Origin of the sequence: Duganella sp. LjRoot269, from assembly GCF_964254095.1 — a bacterium.
Taxonomy (GTDB): domain Bacteria; phylum Pseudomonadota; class Gammaproteobacteria; order Burkholderiales; family Burkholderiaceae_D; genus Rugamonas; species Rugamonas hordei.
Genome location: NZ_CAXUSL020000001.1, coordinates 747300 through 764840, shown reverse-complemented (window position 1 = coordinate 764840; position 17541 = coordinate 747300). Strand labels below are relative to the sequence as shown.

The following is a 17541-nucleotide window of genomic DNA, read 5'->3' as shown; positions in this document are numbered from 1 at the left end:
CGTCAGCGATCGCGGATCGAAATTTCCTTCGCTTCCGGCCGCACCAGCAGCATGCCGCCGGAGATCTGGCGGCTGCGCAGCGCGACCGCCGGGCAGGCTCCGGTGGCGCGATAACTCAGGGCCGCCGCCAGCACGCCTTCGGCCGGATCGCCCAGCGCATGCGCGAGGTCGTCGTCGGCGCGGCAGGTCGGCGCGAAGCCGTCCGCGTAGTCGCCGAAACCCTTGTTGTTCACGCCCTGGAACTGGATGGCGAAATAGGTGGTGCCGCAATTGTCGGCCGGCGTGAAGGCGTACGGCTTGCCGCAAGTCTCGCCGCCGACCAGGTTGACCTCGATATCGACTCCGCGCAGGCTGTTGATCACCGACTCGCTCGCCGAACACGTACCCGGCGTGGTCAGGACGGTCACCCGCTTCAGGCCAAGGTACGGCAGCGCTGTGCCATTCTTGACCGTCGCCGCTGATTTGTAGCCGGCCGCCGTGGCCTGGAAATACTGGGGCGGTTGCACCTTGGTTTTATCGTTGTACACCGGCTGCTCGAACACCTTGCCGGTGGTAGGTTGCGGCCCGGCGATCATGTAGGCCAGTTCGGCGGCGATGGTGAGATAGCCGCCGCCGTTGTAGCGCATGTCCAGCACCAGGTCGGCGATGCCAGCCTGCTTCAGCATCGTGAATGCGCCAAACAACTGCCCCTCCGCCACCGCATTGTGTTCGTTGAACAGCAGGTAGCCGACCTTGCCGGTCGGCGTGTCGAGCAGCTTGACGTTTTGTACCGGCGGTTTTACCACTTGCACCGACGTCATCGCGGCGCTGATCTGGACGCCGGCGCGGTTCAATATGAACTGGTGCGTTTCGCCGGCCTTGACCGGGAACAGTCCGGCGTTGAGGGCCGCTACGCCGGCGACGCTGGTATCGGCTATGGCCACGCCATCGACCGATACCAGGCCGTCGCCGCGCCGCAGGCCAGCCGCGGCACCGGGCGAATCCGGGTGCACCATCGTCAGCGTCCAGGTGCGCGGCGCCGCCGGATCCGCGTTGCGGACCCAGGTCAGGCCGTATCCCAGTTCGGTGCCGGCATTGGACAGCGCTTCCCACGCGGGCGTCGGATAGGTGAAGTGGAAGCGATCCTTGAGGCGGCCGGACGCGGTGACCGCCGGTGTTTTCAGCACAGCGAAATAGTCCACCGCGCGGCTGTAATCCTCCAACCGCAGATCGGCTGGAATCTCCTTGTACCAGAGATAGGTGGCGTCGAAGAAGGAGCGCAGCCATTTCATTTCGTCGTGCAGCGTGCCCTGCGTCTCGCTGCTGCCTGGCAGCGGATGCTCGCAATGCGACTTCAACGAGAACCATTCCGGTGGATTATTGGGATCGATGACGGGTGGCCCGACCGGTGGCGTAACTGGCGGAGTGACTGGCGGCGTCACCGGCGGCTCGACAGGCGGTTCCACGGGTGGCGTGACCGGCGGCGTCACAGGGGGCGTGACGGGTTGCTCCGGGGCTCCCGGCGCAATCGGATGAGAATCTCCGCCGCAGCCGCTCAAGGCGGTCGACAGGATCGCAAAGGCGACAAGGGCGGGATGCATTTTCATCGCTGAATTATAGTGGGTGCACCGCCGTTTCATGCTTTATTGCAATGTCTTTTACAATTTTCAAGTTTGCAAGTCCGGATCGTCGCGGAACAGGCCCGCCAGCCAGTCGGCGAACACGCGCAGACGCGGCGACGCCATGCGGCCCTGCGGATACACCAGCGAGATCGGCATCGGCGCCGGCAGCGTTGCGCCCAGCACCTCGACCAGCGCGCCGCTGGCCAGGTGGTCGCGCACCTGGTAGCGCGCCGCCTGGATCAGGCCCATGCCCTGCAGGGCGCAGATGATATAGGCCTCCGGGTCGGTGACGGCGATCGCGCCGCGGATATCGGCAATGACGACACGGCCGTCGACCATGTAGTCCCAGTCGAACGGCCGGCCGGTGCGGCCAGAAAAATGCATGATGCCGCGATGCGCGCGCAGGTCGTCCGGCGTTTGCGGCACGCCGTGGCGCGCCAGGTAGTCCGGCGCGGCGCAAGTCAGGAAGCGCATGCTGCCCAGGCGCCGCGCGACCAGCGCCGAATCCTGCAGCTCGCCCACGCGCAGCGTGCAGTCCAGTCCCTCCTGCGTCACGTCGGCCAGGCGTTCGGTCAGGCTGACGACCAGGTCGATATCGGGATACTCGCGGCAGAAGCCGGCGATGTGCGGCATCACCAGCAGGCGGCCGACGGCGCCCGGCAGTTCGACCCGCAGCCGTCCCCTGGGCCGGCTGGCCGCCTGGCCGCGAAACGTGTCCTCGGCCGCTTCCACCGCCTGCAGGATGTCCAGGCATTTCTGGAAGTAGTCGGCGCCGTCCGGCGTCAGCGACAGCCGGCGCGTGGTCCGCTGCAGCAGCTGGACGCCCAGGAAGGCTTCCAGGTTTTTCATCGTGGCCGTCAGCGCGGCGCGCGGCAGGTCCAGCGTCTCGGCCGCCTTGGTGAAGCTGTTCGCCTCCACAATGCGGACGAAAGTCTGCATGGCTTTCAATCTGTCCATTGTTCACATAATGTGAAAAGTATAGGACCATTATGCCCTAATTATCTTTGCTCCGCTTTTGCCTAGAATTTGCTCATCCCATCCCACTTGAGGAATCAACATGAGCAATACCGCAAAAGACGACATCAGCCCAGGCATGGTGCTGCTGCTGGCCGCGGCGACGGGGCTGATCGTCGCCAATTTGTACTACGCGCAAACGCTGGTCGGGCCGATCAGCGCCGCCACCGGCTTGTCGGCCCAGGCGGCCGGCCTGATCGTCACGCTGACCCAGATCGGCTACACCCTCGGCCTGCTGTTCGTGGTGCCGCTGGGCGACCTGCTGGAAAACCGCCGCCTGATCGTCGGCGGCCTGCTGTTCACGTCCGCCATGCTGGTGCTGGCCGCGTTCAGCACCAGCGCCTGGATGTTCCTGGCCGCCGCGCTGGGCATCGGCCTGGGCTCCGTTGCGGCGCAGATCATCGTGCCGTTCGCGGCGCATCTGTCGAAGGAGGCCACGCGCGGCCACACGGTCGGCAAAGTGGTCAGCGGCCTGCTGCTGGGAATCATGCTGGCCCGCCCCGCCGCCAGCCTGATCGCCGACTGGTCCAACTGGCACGTGGTGTTCGGCGGCGCCGCCGTGGTCGTGCTGGCGGTGGCGCTGGTGCTGCGCGCCAAGCTGCCGGTGCGCATGCCGGCGTCGAAGATCTCGTATCCCGCGCTGATGGCCTCCCTCTGGCACCTGTTCCTGCGCACGCCGCTGCTGCGCCGCCGCGCCGCCTATCACGCCGGCCTGTTCGGCTCCTTCAGCCTGTTCTGGACCGTTACGCCGCTGATGCTGGCCGGACCGCAGTTCCACCTGTCGCAAACCGGCATCGCGATCTTCGCGCTGGTCGGCATGGCCGGCGCGGTGGCGTCGCCCATCGCCGGCCGCCTGGCCGACGCCGGCCACACGCTGATGGCCACCGCCGCCGCGCTGGCGCTGGGCGTGGCCGGCTTCGCCTTGCCGCTGGTGGCGCCGCAGGTTCCGGAGCTGCGCCACGTCGCGCTGGGCATCCTGGTGATCGCGTCCATCGTGCTGGACATGGGCGTGGCGGCCAACCTGGTGCTGGGCCAGCGCGCCATCTTCTCGCTGGGCGCGGAAGTGCGCAGCCGCCTGAACGGCGTGTACTTCGCGCTGTTCTTCGCCGGCGGCGCGCTCGGCTCCGCGCTGGGCGGCTGGATGTTCGCGACGCACGGCTGGCACGCCGCGCTGCTGACCGGCATGGCCTTCAACGGCGCAGCCCTGCTCTACTGGCTGACGGAATACGCCGGCCGCACAGCTGCGCTGCGCACGCCGGCGTGAGGCAGGAGCGGCTCACACCGAGCCGACCTCGCCGCCGTCCATCCGCACCGCGGCGCCGGTCATCCAGCGGGCGGCCGGCGATACCAGGAAGGCGATCAAATCCCCCACTTCTTCCGGCTGCCCGAGACGGCTGATGCCCGCCTCGGCGGCGTAGCGCAGCATGCCGTCTTCCATCGTCAGGCCGCGCGCTTGCGCGTATTTGACCAGCATCGCCCGGCGCCTGTCGGTGAGCACCGGCCCCGGAAGCACGCTGTTGACCTGCACGCCGTCGACGACGCCGCGCTCGGAAAATGCCTTGGCCAGCGCGTTGACCGCGGCATTGACGGTGCCCACCGCGGCCATTGCCGCTTTGGGCGCCAGCGCCGTGGCGCCGGAGGTCAGCACCACCGCGCCGCGCGACTGCTTCAGCGCGTCCCACGCCGCGATGGTGAGGCGGCGCGCGCCGTGGAGTTTCAGCGCCAGTCCGTCGTCCCATTCCTCGTCGCTCATCGAGAACAGGTCGGCCGGCGCCACCGCCCCGGCCACGTTGACCAGCGCGTCGACGCGACCGAAACGCTCCAGCGTGCGGGCGACGACGCGCCGCGCGGCCTCCGGTTCGCGCAGATCCCCGCTCAACACCAGCGCTTCCGCGCCGGCCTCGCGGATGCGCGCCGCCGTTTCCGCCAGCGACTCGGCGCTGCGGGCGACGATCGCCACCTGCGCGAAGTCGCGCGCCAGGCGTATCGCCGCGGCCCGTCCTATGCCCCGGCTGGCGCCGGTGACGATCACGGTGGCGGCGCTCATGCGCACGCCTCGGCGACGGCCAGCGTGTCGATGTACTGGCGGAAGCTGGCGATGCGGCCATCGACCACCGTCCATGCGTGGGCGTAGCGCGCCTCGGCGCTTTTCCCGGTGGCGCCGTGCACGCCGTTGAACACGCCCAGCGACACCACGGCGGCGCCCTGCGCGATGAATTCGGTCGGCACGAAAGCCACCTCGCGCCACTCCTTCATCATCGGCATCAGCACGCCTTCGGCGACTTTTTGCGGGCCGCGCCCTTCCGCCTTGTATTGCCACATCGTGGTCCACTCGATGTCGTCGGCCATCAGGGCCAGCGCGCGCGGCGCCTGTTCAGCCGCCAGCGCCGCATAAAAGTCGCGAATGATTTCAATATTGTCTTTCATGGTGTGGCCTCCGTTTATTTGGTCAGGAATTCGATGATCGCGGCGCCGATCTCGCCGGCATGGGTCTCCAGCGCGAAGTGGCCGGTGTCGAAGAAGCGGATATCGACATTGGGCACATCGCGCGCAAACGCCTGGGCGCCGGCCGGCAGGAAGAACGGATCGTTCTTGCCCCATACCGCCAGCAGGGCCGGCTGGTGCGCGCGCAGGTAATCGTGGAAGGCGGGATACAGCGCGACATTGCTTGCATAGTCCAGGAACAGGTCCAGCTGCACCTCGTCCGCTCCTGGGCGGGCCAGGTAGTGGTCATCGAGCGCCATGCCGTCCGGCGAAACAAGCGATGGATCGGCCACCCCGTGGGTGTACTGGAACACGGTGGTCTGCGGCGTCAGCATGGCGCGCAGGGCGTTGCGGTTCTCCGCGCTGGGGTCGCGCCAGTACGCCTGAATCGGATTCCAGCCTGCACTCAGTCCCTCCTCATAGGCGTTGCCGTTCTGCGAAATGATGGCGCCGATCCGCTCCGGATGTTTCATCGCCAGGCGCCAGCCGACCGGCGCGCCGTAGTCGAACACGTACATCGCAAAACGCGTCAGTCCCACTTTTTCGGTAAAGCGGTCGATCACGCCGGCCAGCGCGTCGAAGGTGTAGTGGAAGGCGTCGCGGCCCGGCAGGTCCGTGCGGCCGAAACCCGGCAGGTCCGGCGCCACCACGCGGAAGTGCGGCGACAACAGCGGAATCAGATCGCGGAACATGTGGCTGGAGCTGGGGAAGCCGTGCAGCAGAAGAATGGCGGGCGCATCGGCCGGACCGGCTTCGCGATAAAAAACGTTCAGGCCGTCGATGTCGACGGTGCGGTTGTGGACTGGATTCATGGTTGGCTCCTTAAATTTAGTAACCCATTAAAATACTAAATACAGGTTACTATCGCCAAAAGTAACTTGTCAATCGCTTTTTATCAGGTTATATTTGAGCCATAGAACGCACTTTGGGAAAACTGGAATGACGAACACCCGCCCTGCCGCCATGTTCCTGGCCGATGCGCCTGGTCTCGATTTTTTGAATTCAGTCGCCAAGCCCACCGGCAAGCAGGTCGAATGGCTGGCGAACGGAGAAGATTTGCTGTCGTGGCTGGAGCAGGCGCGCTTGCTGCCGCCAGAGACGGCGGCGTGGATGCGCGCCAATGCCGCGCCGGCCGAACTGGATCGGGTGGCCTCGCAGGCGCGCGAGTTGCGCGAATGGTTTCGCGAGTTTGTGTACCGCCACAAGGGCGGCATGCTGGCCAAAAGCGCGCTGCTGGAACTGGCGCCGCTGAACGCCTTGCTGGAGAAGGACGAGACCTATCGCCTCATCGGCATACGCGAAGATGCGCCGTCCGGCGGCGAGACGGCAGACGAACCGGTGTCCGGCCTGGCCAGGACGACGATGCGCCGGTGGCGCTCACCGGCGACGCTGCTGGCGCCGATCGCCGATGCGATGGCGGACCTGGTCTGCTCCGCCGATTTCACGCAAGTGAAAAAGTGCGAGTCGGCCACCTGCACGCTGCTGTTCCACGACCGCACCCAGGGCCACGCGCGCCGCTGGTGCAGCATGGCGATCTGCGGCAACCGCGCCAAGCAGGCGGCGTATCGCGCCCGCATGAAACAGCAAGCCGCATAAGAACTGCGCGGGGTCTTTTTTGTGGTCTAATCTTCTGAGACGCTTGGCACGGCCCGGCATTTTTCAAGTTTCTCAAGGAGAGTCTGATGACCACACCCATCGCGGCCGGCCCCAAATGGGGCATGGCGATCGACCTTGAGCGCTGCATCGGCTGCCATGCCTGTTCGGTGGCGTGCAAGGTGGAGAACTCGGTCTCGCTCGGCCACTTCCGCACCAAGGTGTACTACTACGATTACGCCGCGGTCAATCCCTACAACCATCAGCCGACAACCCGGCGCGCCTTCCTGCCGACGCTGTGCATGCAGTGCGAGGACGCGCCCTGCCTCAAGGCGTGTCCAAACGATGCGATCGCGCGCGGCGCCGACGGGATCGTCCGCATCGACGACGCCGCCTGCGACCGCAGCCGCGACTGCATCAAGGCCTGCCCCTACGGCGCCATCCACATCGATCCGGTCGCCGAAGTGGCCGACAAGTGCGACTTCTGTTCGCACCGGCTGGCGGCCGACATGGCGCCGGCCTGCGTCGAAGCGTGCCCGGCCGACGTGTTCGCGTTTGGCGACTTGAACGATCCGGCCAGCAAGATCAACCAGTTCCACGCCGTACACCGCCAGCAGGTGGCGGCGCTCAAGCCGGAGGAAAACACCCGGCCGCTGGTGCAGTACCGCGGCCTGGGCGGCGTGGTGCCGCGCGCGATGGAGCACAAGGTGCCCAAGGGCCGCAGCCACGATCCGTTCTCGTACGAGATCGACACCTGGGACCAGCTGAAGCCGGCGTTCTCGCCGGCGCCGCCGGCGGCCGGCAAACCCCGGGGAGTATGAACATGGACCGTCGAGGATTTATCCGGAGCGGCATCGGCTCGATGGCCGGCCTGGGCCTGGGAGAGACCATCCTGCTGACGCCGAACGCCGCCGGCGCGCTGAACTACCGGCCGCTGGCCGACGGCGCCCGGCGCAAGGTCAAGAACGACTACCGCACCGCCCGGCGCACGACCAGCGTGTGCCTGAACTGCTCGACCGTCTGCGGCATCGAAGCCTTCGTGCAGGACAACAAGGTCATCAAGATCCGCGGCAATCCGCTCGATCCTAACATGGGCAGCTACATGACCTGCGCCAAGGGGCAGTCGGGACCGACCATCAACGACTATCCGGAACGGCTGCTTTACCCACTCAAGCGCGCCGGTGCGCGCGGCGCCGGCCTTTGGCAGCGCATCAGCTGGGAACAGGCGTACAACGAGGTGGCCGAACGCATCAAGGCCAGCATCGCCAGCGGCCATCCGGAACGGGTCGCGCTGCACCAGGGCCGGTCCCGCATCGACGCCGAGATCAACCGCTTCCTCAGCGCGATCGGCACGCCGGTCCAGCTGAACCACCGGGCGCTGTGCTCGTCCAACAAGCGCGCGGCCAACTACGTCTCGCTCGGCGAGACCGACTGGGAATCGATCGACGCCGAGCGTTGCCGCTACTTCCTCAATTTCGGCGCCAACTTCTACGAGGCGCATCAAGGCGGCCTGCATCTGGTGAGCCGGGTGGTCAAGGCCCGCTTCGACCACGGCGCCAAGCTGGTGACGTTCGACGTGCGCCTGTCCAACACCGCCGGCCGCAGCGACGAATGGCATCAACCGTTTCCCGGCACCGACGGTGCGGTGGCGCTGGCGATGGCGCACGTGATCGTGCGCGAGAACGAGATCGATCACGAGTTCATCGCCAACTTCGTCCAGCCCGGACTGGCCACCATCCGCGACTGGCTGGCGCCGTGCACGCCGGCGTGGGCGGCGGGGCTGTCGGGCATCGCGGCGCGCGACATCGAGCGCCTGGCGCTGGAGTTCGCGCGCAAGCGGCCGGCGGTGGCGGCCTTCACCAACCGCGGCGCCGGCGCCCACTACAACGGCTTCAACGCGGAGCGGGCGGTCATCATGCTCAATGCGCTGGTCGGCTCGATCGCCCGGCCTGGCGGCTACTGCTACGGCCTGGAGGAAAAGCTGTCGATCAGCCGCTATCCACAACCGCTGCCGCTGCCGCCGGCGTCGAAGATCCGCACCGATCTGGAGGATCCGCCCGAGTGGCCGCTGGCCAACCGCTGGCAGAAGATGAAGGTCGGACAGGTAGTGTACGATTATCTGCGCCAGGGGCGCGCCAAATTGGACGTCTACCTCAGCTACACGCTGGCGTCGCCGATGACCTGGCCCGAAGGCCGCAGCACCACGGTCGAGGTGCTGCTCGACGAGAAGCTGATCCCGTTCCACGCCTGCTCCGATGTCGTGTACTCCGAAATGGCCCATTACGCCGACCTGATCCTGCCGGACGCCAGCTACCTCGAACGCTGGGGCATGGACATCCGCAACAACATGGAGCTGCAGCATTTCGTCACGCTGCGCCAGCCGGTCGTGACGCCGCCGGGCGAGGCGCGCAGTTTCGCCGACGTGCTGTTCGAGATCGGCCGCCGGCTCGCTCCCGAGCAGGCGAAATACTTCCAGTTCGGCAGCCACGAAGACTTCGTGCGCGTCCAGTGCTCCAAACTGCCCGCCACCGGGCCGGACGGACGACAGTTCAAGGACGGCTTCGAGTACATGAAGCACTACGGCGTGTACGTGGACCGTTCGCAGCCCAAGCCCTACGATGTGTTCCAGAAGCCGCTGAGCGCCCAGCAGCTTGACGGCAGCCGCGTCGACGCCGCCAGCGGCGTGATCTACCGCACCGGGGACAAGGGCAAGGAGAGCGCGATCGGACTGTCGGCCGGCGGCAAGGCGGTGCGCGGGTTCGCCACGCCGTCGCGCAAGTTTGAAGTGCATGCGCCGGAGGTCGCGCTGGTGGCCGGCACGCTGGGCATTGCGGACGACGGCATGCCCACCTTCGCGCAAGTGCCGTGGCACCGTGATTTGCCGAAGGACCGCTTCATCCTCACCACCTTCAAGTGGAACGTCCATACCCAGGGCCGCACCGCATCGCAGAAATACCTGAGCGAGATCGTGCACGACAACCCGATGTGGATCAACGCGGCCACCGCGAAAAAGCTCGGCCTGAAGAACGGCGACCTGGTCGAGCTGACGACCTACCGGCCGCGATCCGGGGCGGCCAGCCAGCCAGCGCAGCAGGCCTATCGCGGCACAGGGGAAAAAATCGGCTCGGCCCAGCTGCGGGTATTCGTCACGCGCGGCATCCATCCACGCGTGGTGGCGGTATCGAACTCGCTGGGCTGGATCAGCGGCGGCCGCGCAGCCGAAGGGCGCAGCGGACGACGGGTGGAGGTGGCGGCGCATGGCATCGCTCCCGATGCGGCCAAGGCATTCGGCCCCGCGCCGGAGCCGGACGACCTCAATGCGGGAGTCTGGTGGGACAAGAAAAACGGCGGACGCGGCAACGGCGTCAATATCAACGCTTTGCTGCCGATTAACCCGCAACCGCTGGTGGGCATGCAAGCCTGGTTCGACACTGTATGTTCCCTGCGCAAGGTGTGACGCGCGGCGGATAAGAAAACGGCCCCGCGAGGGGCCGTTTTCAGTCGACAGCGATGCGTGTTACGCGGCGTGCGTGTGGCTGTCGGCCGGCGCCGGCGTGGCCGGCTTGCCGAAGGCCGCCAGCAGCGTGGCTTCCTTCGCCTTGGCCGCCTTGAAGTGACGCTCCTTGACGTGGCCGTAGCCGCGGATGTCTTCAGGGATGCTGGCGATGGCCACCGCCTGCGCCAGGTTCTCCGCCGTCAGCTTCGGCAGCAGCGACGACACGGTCTGGCGGTATTCGCCGATCAGCGCGCGTTCCATCTTGCGCTCCGCCGTGTAGCCGAAGATATCCAGCGCGCTGCCGCGCAGGCCCTTGAATTTCGCCAGCACGCCGAACGCCTTCATCATCCACGGACCGAATTCCTGCTTGATCAGCTGGCCCTTGGAATCATGCTTGGCCAGCAGCGGCGGCGCCAGGTGGAACTTCAGCTTGATGTCGCCTTCGAACATGCCGGCGATCTTCTGCTGGAATGCGCCGTCCGTGTACAGGCGGGCGACTTCATACTCGTCCTTGTACGCCATCAGCTTGTAGTAGTAGCGCGCCACGGCTTCGCTCAGGCGGGTGCCCTTGCCCAGCCTGGCCTCTTCCGCGCGGACCTGGTCGACAAACGATTTATACTGTTTAGCATAATTCGCGTCCTGGTAGGCGGTCAGCAGCTCGACGCGCCGGCTGACGATGTCGTCGAGCGTCTGGATGCGCTTGAACTCGATCACTTTCGCGGGCGTGGTCAGCTTGGTGACCGAGCCCAGATCGTGGGCGGCGGTACGGCCCCAGTTGAAGGCGGACTTGTTGAAGCCCACCGACACGCCGTTCAGCTCGATCGCCTTGACGATCGACGCTTCGCTCAGCGGCACATGGCCTTTCTGGAAGGCGTAACCCAGCATGAACATATTGGTGGCGATCGAGTCGCCCATCAGCGCGGTGGCGATCTGGCCGGCATCGACGAAGTCCACCAGCTCGTTGCCGCAGGCGCGCACGATCTCGCCGCGCGAACTGGCGTCAGGGAACTGCCAGTCCGGATTCTTGACGAAGGCTGCGGTCGACGAACCGGTCGAGTTGATCATCGCATGCGTACGGCCCTCGCCCATGCGGGACAAGGCGTCGCGCGAGGCGGTGACGATCAGGTCGCAGCCGATCACCAGGTCGGCGCTGCCGGTGCCGACGCGGGTCGAGTGCAGGTCGGCCTGCTTGTCGGCCAGGCGCACGTGCGACATCACCGGACCGCCCTTCTGGGCCAGGCCGCTCATGTCCAGCACGATGGCGCCCTTGCCTTCGACGTGCGCCGCCACGGCCAGGATCTGGCCGACGGTGACCACGCCGGTGCCGCCGATGCCGGTGATCAGGATGCCGTAAGGCGTCTCGGTCGACGGCAGCGTCGGCATCGGCAGGACCGCTTGCGGGCCTTCGCCGACGGCGGCCTTCTTCGGCTTCTTCAGCGCGCCGCCTTCCACCGTCACGAAGCTCGGGCAGAAACCGGTGGTGCACGAGAAGTCCTTGTTGCAGGACGACTGGTTGATCTGGCGCTTGCGGCCCAGGTCCGTTTCCAGCGGCTCCACCGACAGGCAGTTCGACTGCACGGAGCAGTCGCCGCAGCCTTCGCAGACGGCTTCGTTGATGACGGCGCGTTTCGCCGGATCAGGATACTCGTTGCGTTTCCGGCGGCGGCGCTTCTCGGAGGCGCAGGTCTGGTCGTAGATCATCGCCGACACGCCCGGCTTGTCGCGCAGCTCGCGCTGCACGTCCATCAACTCGCTGCGGTGGCGCACGGTGACGCCTTCGGCCCACTTGTAGTCGGACGGGTATTTTTCCGGCTCGTCGGTGACGACGATGATAGGACCCACGCCTTCGGCCGCGATCTGGCGCGAGATCATGCCCGGATCGAGCGGACCGTCGAAGGTCTGGCCGCCGGTCATCGCGACCGCGTCGTTGAACAGGATCTTGTAGGTGATGTTGACCTTGGCCGCCACCGCCGCGCGGATCGCCAGGATCCCGGAGTGGAAGTAGGTGCCGTCGCCCAGGTTGGTGAACACGTGCTTCTCGTTGGTGAACGGCGCCTGGCCTACCCAGGTGACGCCCTCGGCGCCCATGTGGGTGAAGGTCGAGGTCTCGCGGTCCATCCACAGCACCATGTAGTGGCAGCCGATGCCGGCCAGCGCGCGCGAGCCTTCCGGCACCTTGGTCGACGAGTTGTGCGGACAGCCGGAGCAGAAGTACGGCGTGCGGTCGGTGTCCGGGTTGGACTTGGTCGGCAGCGTCTTCAGCGCCAGCTCTTTCGCCTCGAGGAAGGCGACGCGCTCCTGCACCCGCTTGGCCACCGGATGGCCGGCGCAGTAGTGGGCGATGCGCGAGGCGATGGCGCGGGCGATCTGCGCCGGGTTCAGTTCATAGGTGGCCGGCAGCAGCCAGTCGCCGTGGCCGGTCTTGCCCTTGTTGCTCCACTCGCCGGTGTCGTCGAACTTGCCGACCACGCGCGGGCGTTCGCCGTCCGGCAGGTTGTACAGTTCTTCCTTCAGCGCGTACTCGAGGATCTGGCGCTTTTCCTCCACCACCAGGATCTCGTCCAGGCCCTTGGCGAATTCGTGCACGCCGTCCGCTTCCAGCGGCCAGGTCATGCCGATCTTGTACAGGCGGATGCCGATGTCGGCGGCGGCCTGCTCGTCGATGCCCAGGTCGGCCAGCGCCTGGCGCGTGTCCAGGTAGGATTTGCCGGCGGTGATGATGCCGATCTTCGGCTTCGGGCTGTCCCAGATGATTTTATTGAGCTTGTTCGCGCGGCAGTAGGCCAGCGCGGCGTACCACTTGTAGCTGTTCATCCGCACTTCCATATCGAGCACGGTGTCCGGCCAGCGGATATTCAGGCCGCCGGCCGGCAGCTCGAAGTCGGTCGGCAGGTTGATCTGCACGCGGTCCGGGTCGAAGTCCACCACCGCGCCGGATTCGATGATGTCGGTCACGCACTTCATCGACACCCACAGGCCGGTGTAGCGGCTCATGGCCCAGGCGTGCAGGCCGTAGTCGATGTATTCCTGCACCGACGACGGGTACAGCACCGGAATGCCGCAGGCGTTGAGGATGTGGTCCGACTGGTGCGCGGTGGACGAGGACTTGGCGGCGTGGTCGTCGCCGGCCAATACCAGCACGCCGCCGTGCTTGGCGGAGCCGGCGTTGTTGGCGTGCTTGAACACGTCGCCGCAGCGGTCGACGCCGGGGCCCTTGCCGTACCACATGGAGAAGACGCCGTCGTATTTGGCGTCCTTGAACAGATTGGTTTGCTGCGTGCCCCAGACGGCGGTCGCGGCCAGGTCCTCGTTCATCCCGGGATGGAACTTGACGTGGTGCGCGTCGAGATACTTCTTGGCCTTCATGGCCGTCATGTCGACGCTGGTGACCGGCGAGCCGCGATAGCCGGTGATGTAGCCGGCGGTGTTCAGGCCGGCCTTGACGTCGCGCTCGCGCTGCATCATCGGCAGGCGGATCAGCGCCTGCGTGCCGGTCATGAAGGCGCGGCCGCGTTCCAGCGTCCACTTGTCGTCCAGGGAAATTTCGTCCGAGGGTGTGCCCGGCTCCAGCTGCGTACCCTTATGAGGTGCGTTCATTGCGTCTCCAATATTCTCAAAGTGCTACGCGCGACAGGGCCGGATAGGCTCTGCCGCGCACTGGCCGCCGCACCGTTCTTTGCGGTGTTGGCGGCGGTTTTCTAAACTATATTCCTTATGCTGGCGTCTTGCTTGGATCCTGCAACACGCCGCGCTTGATCTGGTCCAGTTCGATGGATTCGAACAACGCGCGGAAGTTGCCCTCGCCGAAGCCCTGGTCGCCCTTGCGCTGGATGATCTCGAAGAAGATCGGACCGATGACGTTCTGGCTGAAGATCTGCAGCAGCAGTTCGCGTTCGTTCTCGCTGCTGTGGCCGTCGATCAGGATGCGCAGGCGGCGCAGGTCTTCCAGGCGCTCGCCGTGGTTCGGCAGGCGGCGGTTAACCAGCTCGTAGTAGGTCTCGATGGTGTCCTGGAAGGCGATGCCGGTGCCCTTCATGCCTTCGACCGACGAATAGATGTCGTCGGTGCCCAGCGCGATGTGCTGGATGCCTTCGCCGTGGTATTCGTCCAGGTATTCGGCGATCTGCGACTTGTCGTCCGACGATTCGTTGATCGGGATGCGCACCTTGCCGCACGGCGAAGTCATGGCCTTCGACTTCAGGCCGGTCAGCTTGCCTTCGATGTCGAAATAGCGCACTTCGCGGAAGTTGAACATCTTCTCGTAGAAGTCCGCCCATTCCTTCATGCGGCCGCGATGGACGTTGTTGGTCAGGTGGTCGATGTAGGTCAGGCCGTGGCCGACCGGATTGGCTTCCGCGCCGGGGATGGCGACGAAGTCGACGTCGTAGATGCTGATGTCGCCGATCGAGCCCTTCTCGCCGCCGTTCTTGCCGTGCCAGCGGTCGACCAGGTAGATCAGCGAATCGCCCACGCCCTTGATGGCGGGGATGTTCAGCTCCATCGGGCCGGTCTTGTTGTCGAAGCCCCAGGCGCCCATGTCCAGCGCGCGCTTGTAGGCGGCGGCGGAATCCTGCACGCGGATCGCGATGGCGCAGACGGACGGGCCGTGATGGCGGGCGAAGCGCTGGGCGAAGGAGTCCTGCTCGGCGTTGATGATGAAGTTGATGCCGCCCTGGCGATACAGGGTCACATCCTTATGGCGGTGGCGGGCGATCGCGGTAAAACCCATTTTCTCGAACAGCGCACCCAACGCTTTTGGGTCCGGCGCGGCGTATTCGACAAACTCAAAACCATCGGTACCCATCGGGTTGTCCCAAGGCGTAAATTGCATGCGAGTCTCCTTATGAATTAGCGCACAGTATAGTCCCGCTTCACCAGCATTAAATTGCAAACAATTCCCACGGACGGCCATTTTGAGCAATAATATTGCCTGAACCGGGAATTTATGAGGCATTTATGACCAAGATTGCGCTGGACAAAACCGACCGTAAGATTTTGTCAATATTACAGGCCGATGGGCGGCTGTCGAACCAGGATGTGGCGGAGTTGGTGGCCTTGTCGCCGTCGCCTTGCCTGCGCCGCATCAAGCGGCTGGAAGAGGCCGGCGTGATCCGCCAGTACGTGGCATTGCTGGACCCGGACAAGATCGGCCTGGGGCTGCTGGCCTATGTCAACGTGCGGCTGGAGAAGCACAGCGACGCGGCGGCGCACAGCAACGCGCGCGCGCTGGGCGCGGCCAACGCGCCGGCGTCGCCGCGCGCCGATTTCGCGGTGTCGGTGGAGCAGTGGCCGGAAGTGGTGGCCTGCTACGCGATGACCGGCGAGATGGACTACCTGCTGCGGGTGCACGTCGAGGACATGGACCACTTCTCGCGCTTCATGATGGCGACGCTGCTGCGCCACCCCGCCGTGCTGGACGTGAAATCCTCGTTCGCCCTGCAACGCATCAAGGACACCACGGCGCTGCCGCTGGTTTAAGAAGTGAGATGGCGGCCCAGGTGCTGCAGGAAGGGATCGGCCGCCAGGAAGCCGATGATGCGGCTGTTGGGAATTTCCTTGCCGCCGTTGAACAGGATGATGCCCGGAGGGCCGAACAGGCCGAAGCGCTTCATCAGCGCCTTGTCGTCGGCGCTGTTGGCGGTGACGTCGACCTGGATCAGGCGTACCTGTTTCAGCTTGCCGCTGACGGCCGGCTGCGAGAACGTGAAGCGCTCCATCTCCTTGCACGACACGCACCAGTCGGCGTAGAAGTCCAGCATCACCGGCGTGGTGCTGGTGGCCAGCACCTGATCCAGCTCGGCCACCGTCTTGATGCGGCTGAATTTGATCTCGCCCTCGGTGCCCGACGCCGGGCTTTCCGAACGGGCCAGGCCCAGGTGGCCCAGCGGCTGCAGCACGTCGCGGCCGGCGCTGGCGGCGCCGGTCAGCTCGAACAGGCCGACCAGCAGCGCGGCCAGGCCCAGCGTCTTGCCGGCATAGGTGCGCAGGCCGGCGCCTTTCGGTATCGCTTCGAACACGTGCAGGAACATCGCGCACAGCAGCGCGAACAGCCCCCACAGCGCCATCGCCACCGTGACCGGGAACACCGGCGTGACCATCCAGATGGCGACGGCGATCAGCAGCAGGCCGAAGATCTTTTTAACGCCGTTCATCCAGGCGCCGGCGCGCGGCAGCAGGCTGCCGGCCGAGATCCCCGTCAGCAGCAGCGGCACGCTCATGCCGACCGCCATCGAGAACAGCGCCCAGCCGCCGGTCCAGACGTTGCGCGTCTGGCTGATGTAGAGCAGCGCGCCGGCCAGCGGGCCGGCCACGCACGGGCCGACGATCAGCGCCGATAACGCGCCCATCACGAACACGCCGGCGAAGCGTCCGCCGCCCATGCTGCCGCTGGTTTCGCTCAGGCGGCTCTGCAGGGCGCTCGGCAGCTGCAACTGGTAAACGTCGAACATCGACAGCGCCAGGCCGACCAGCAGCGCGCCAAAGGTCAGCAGCACCCACGGCTTTTGCAGCGCTCCGGCCAGGCCTTCGCCGGCAAGGCCGGCGCCCACGCCGAGCGAGGTGTAGACCAGCGCCATGCCGAGGCAATAAGCCAGCGCCAGCGAGAAACCGCGGCCGCGCGATACCGTGCCCTCGCCGACGATGATCGAGGAGAGAATGGGCACCATCGGCAGCACGCATGGCGTGAACGACAGCAGCAGGCCGAACACCAGGAAGGCCAGGCCGATGCGCCAGGCGCTGCCGCTTTGCAGTGTGCGCTGCGCCAGCGAGCTGTCGTCCTCGGGCGCGGCCGCGCCGGCGGCGGGTGCCGATACCGGTGCCGGTGTCGCTGCTGGTGTCGTTGCCTGTGCCGCTGCCGGCGCCGCCGGCGATGAAGCGGCGGCCGGCGCATCGACCGCCGTCAGCGCGCCCGGCGCCGCCGGGTCCACACGATAACTCTGCGTCGCCGGCGAATAGCACAACCCCGCATCCGCGCAGCCCTGATAGCCGACTTGCAGCGTGAACGCCGCCTTCGCCGCGACCGGCAGGTTGACCACCAGGCTGTCCTGGTAAGTCTCCATCTCCTGGTTGAAGTTGGTGTCGAACTTGCGCAGCCCCGCGGGCAGCGCCGGCGCGCTCACCTCGGACCCGGCCGACTTGAAGCTCAAACGGTCCCGGTACAGGTGATACCCCCTGGCGATCGCCCACGTCAACCGCACCGTGTGCGCGTCGACCAGCTCACCCTTCAGCTGGAATGCCTGGTCCGGCTCCAGGAAATCGTCCGCCCTCGCCGCGCCGGCCATCAACGCGAACAAGGCCACCAACAGCGCCAACAGCCGTACTCTTAAATTCCGCATGCTCATAAAATCCACCATG

The 17541-nt window shown here is 66.1% G+C and carries 13 protein-coding genes; 5 read left to right on the top strand and 8 right to left on the bottom strand.

All coding sequences use genetic code 11. From position 1 onward, the window contains the following. Positions 1 to 2 precede the first annotated feature (2 nt). Both ACSQ3S_RS03320 and ACSQ3S_RS03315 read right to left on the bottom strand, forming a co-directional pair. Entirely contained in the window at positions 3 to 1580 is a 1578-nt protein-coding gene (locus ACSQ3S_RS03320) for a S41 family peptidase (protein ID WP_436141580.1), read from the bottom strand. A 66-nt stretch (positions 1581 to 1646) separates the two neighbouring features. After that, on the bottom strand, positions 1647 to 2540 hold the full coding sequence (locus tag ACSQ3S_RS03315) for a LysR family transcriptional regulator (protein WP_436141579.1): 894 nt from the start codon (positions 2538 to 2540) through the stop codon (positions 1647 to 1649). A 118-nt stretch (positions 2541 to 2658) separates the two neighbouring features. Here ACSQ3S_RS03315 and ACSQ3S_RS03310 point away from each other — a divergent pair, with 118 nt between their 5' ends. Beyond that, positions 2659 to 3879: an MFS transporter gene (locus tag ACSQ3S_RS03310; RefSeq protein WP_353403944.1), complete on the top strand. Its 1221-nt coding sequence runs from the start codon at positions 2659 to 2661 to the stop codon at positions 3877 to 3879. Between the two features lie 12 nt (positions 3880 to 3891). On the opposite strand, the gene ACSQ3S_RS03305 is transcribed toward ACSQ3S_RS03310, so the two are convergent. Genes ACSQ3S_RS03305 through ACSQ3S_RS03295 form a run of 3 tightly spaced genes read right to left on the bottom strand, consistent with a single transcriptional unit; the run spans position 3892 to position 5911 of the window. After that, positions 3892 to 4662: an SDR family oxidoreductase gene (locus tag ACSQ3S_RS03305; RefSeq protein ID WP_436141578.1), complete on the bottom strand. Its 771-nt coding sequence runs from the start codon at positions 4660 to 4662 to the stop codon at positions 3892 to 3894. Further along, positions 4659 to 5042, bottom strand: a complete 384-nt coding sequence (locus ACSQ3S_RS03300; protein WP_436141577.1) for a nuclear transport factor 2 family protein — start codon at positions 5040 to 5042, stop codon at positions 4659 to 4661. The genes ACSQ3S_RS03305 and ACSQ3S_RS03300 overlap by 4 nt, the downstream gene beginning before the upstream one ends. A 14-nt stretch (positions 5043 to 5056) precedes the next feature. Then, positions 5057 to 5911, bottom strand: coding sequence for an alpha/beta fold hydrolase (locus ACSQ3S_RS03295; protein WP_436141576.1), 855 nt, complete (start codon positions 5909 to 5911; stop codon positions 5057 to 5059). A 127-nt stretch (positions 5912 to 6038) separates the two neighbouring features. Here ACSQ3S_RS03295 and ACSQ3S_RS03290 point away from each other — a divergent pair, with 127 nt between their 5' ends. From ACSQ3S_RS03290 to ACSQ3S_RS03280, 3 genes are all read left to right on the top strand, one after another. Next, the gene (locus tag ACSQ3S_RS03290) at positions 6039 to 6695 is read left to right on the top strand and encodes a CGNR zinc finger domain-containing protein (protein ID WP_436141575.1); all 657 of its coding nucleotides are present in this window, start codon (positions 6039 to 6041) and stop codon (positions 6693 to 6695) included. 86 nt (positions 6696 to 6781) lie between these two features. After that, positions 6782 to 7513: a 4Fe-4S dicluster domain-containing protein gene (locus ACSQ3S_RS03285; RefSeq protein WP_436141574.1), complete on the top strand. Its 732-nt coding sequence runs from the start codon at positions 6782 to 6784 to the stop codon at positions 7511 to 7513. Positions 7514 to 7515: 2 nt separating this feature from the next. Next, entirely contained in the window at positions 7516 to 10149 is a 2634-nt protein-coding gene (locus tag ACSQ3S_RS03280; protein WP_436141573.1) for a molybdopterin-containing oxidoreductase family protein, read from the top strand. A 60-nt stretch (positions 10150 to 10209) separates the two neighbouring features. Here the strand turns inward: ACSQ3S_RS03280 and ACSQ3S_RS03275 are convergent, their stop codons facing one another. Then, on the bottom strand, positions 10210 to 13785 hold the full coding sequence (locus ACSQ3S_RS03275) for an indolepyruvate ferredoxin oxidoreductase family protein (protein ID WP_436141572.1): 3576 nt from the start codon (positions 13783 to 13785) through the stop codon (positions 10210 to 10212). Between the two features lie 115 nt (positions 13786 to 13900). Next, complete coding sequence (gene hppD / locus ACSQ3S_RS03270) at positions 13901 to 15019, bottom strand: 4-hydroxyphenylpyruvate dioxygenase (protein ID WP_176652931.1); 1119 nt, start codon at positions 15017 to 15019, stop codon at positions 13901 to 13903. A 125-nt stretch (positions 15020 to 15144) separates the two neighbouring features. Between hppD and ACSQ3S_RS03265 the strand changes: the two genes are divergently transcribed. Beyond that, the gene (locus ACSQ3S_RS03265) at positions 15145 to 15666 is read left to right on the top strand and encodes an Lrp/AsnC family transcriptional regulator (RefSeq protein ID WP_176652932.1); all 522 of its coding nucleotides are present in this window, start codon (positions 15145 to 15147) and stop codon (positions 15664 to 15666) included. Here ACSQ3S_RS03265 and dsbD read toward each other — a convergent pair. Next, on the bottom strand, positions 15663 to 17540 hold the full coding sequence (gene dsbD, locus ACSQ3S_RS03260; RefSeq protein ID WP_436141571.1) for a protein-disulfide reductase DsbD: 1878 nt from the start codon (positions 17538 to 17540) through the stop codon (positions 15663 to 15665). The two genes, ACSQ3S_RS03265 and dsbD, sit on opposite strands and share 4 nt — an antisense overlap. Position 17541: the final 1 nt, after the last annotated feature.

Bases quoted from the DNA above. Each gene is read 5' to 3' on its own strand.
- ACSQ3S_RS03310 (WP_353403944.1), top strand. From the start codon at position 2,659: ATGAGCAATACCGCAAAAGACGACATCAGCCCAGGCATGGTGCTGCTG.
- ACSQ3S_RS03295 (WP_436141576.1), bottom strand. From the start codon at position 5,911: ATGAATCCAGTCCACAACCGCACCGTCGACATCGACGGCCTGAACGTT.
- dsbD (WP_436141571.1), bottom strand. From the start codon at position 17,540: ATGGTGGATTTTATGAGCATGCGGAATTTAAGAGTACGGCTGTTGGCG.
- ACSQ3S_RS03300 (WP_436141577.1), bottom strand. From the start codon at position 5,042: ATGAAAGACAATATTGAAATCATTCGCGACTTTTATGCGGCGCTGGCG.
- ACSQ3S_RS03275 (WP_436141572.1), bottom strand. From the start codon at position 13,785: ATGAACGCACCTCATAAGGGTACGCAGCTGGAGCCGGGCACACCCTCG.
- ACSQ3S_RS03315 (WP_436141579.1), bottom strand. From the start codon at position 2,540: ATGCAGACTTTCGTCCGCATTGTGGAGGCGAACAGCTTCACCAAGGCG.
- ACSQ3S_RS03280 (WP_436141573.1), top strand. From the start codon at position 7,516: ATGGACCGTCGAGGATTTATCCGGAGCGGCATCGGCTCGATGGCCGGC.
- hppD (WP_176652931.1), bottom strand. From the start codon at position 15,019: ATGCAATTTACGCCTTGGGACAACCCGATGGGTACCGATGGTTTTGAG.
- ACSQ3S_RS03320 (WP_436141580.1), bottom strand. From the start codon at position 1,580: ATGCATCCCGCCCTTGTCGCCTTTGCGATCCTGTCGACCGCCTTGAGC.
- ACSQ3S_RS03265 (WP_176652932.1), top strand. From the start codon at position 15,145: ATGACCAAGATTGCGCTGGACAAAACCGACCGTAAGATTTTGTCAATA.
- ACSQ3S_RS03290 (WP_436141575.1), top strand. From the start codon at position 6,039: ATGACGAACACCCGCCCTGCCGCCATGTTCCTGGCCGATGCGCCTGGT.
- ACSQ3S_RS03285 (WP_436141574.1), top strand. From the start codon at position 6,782: ATGACCACACCCATCGCGGCCGGCCCCAAATGGGGCATGGCGATCGAC.
- ACSQ3S_RS03305 (WP_436141578.1), bottom strand. From the start codon at position 4,662: ATGAGCGCCGCCACCGTGATCGTCACCGGCGCCAGCCGGGGCATAGGA.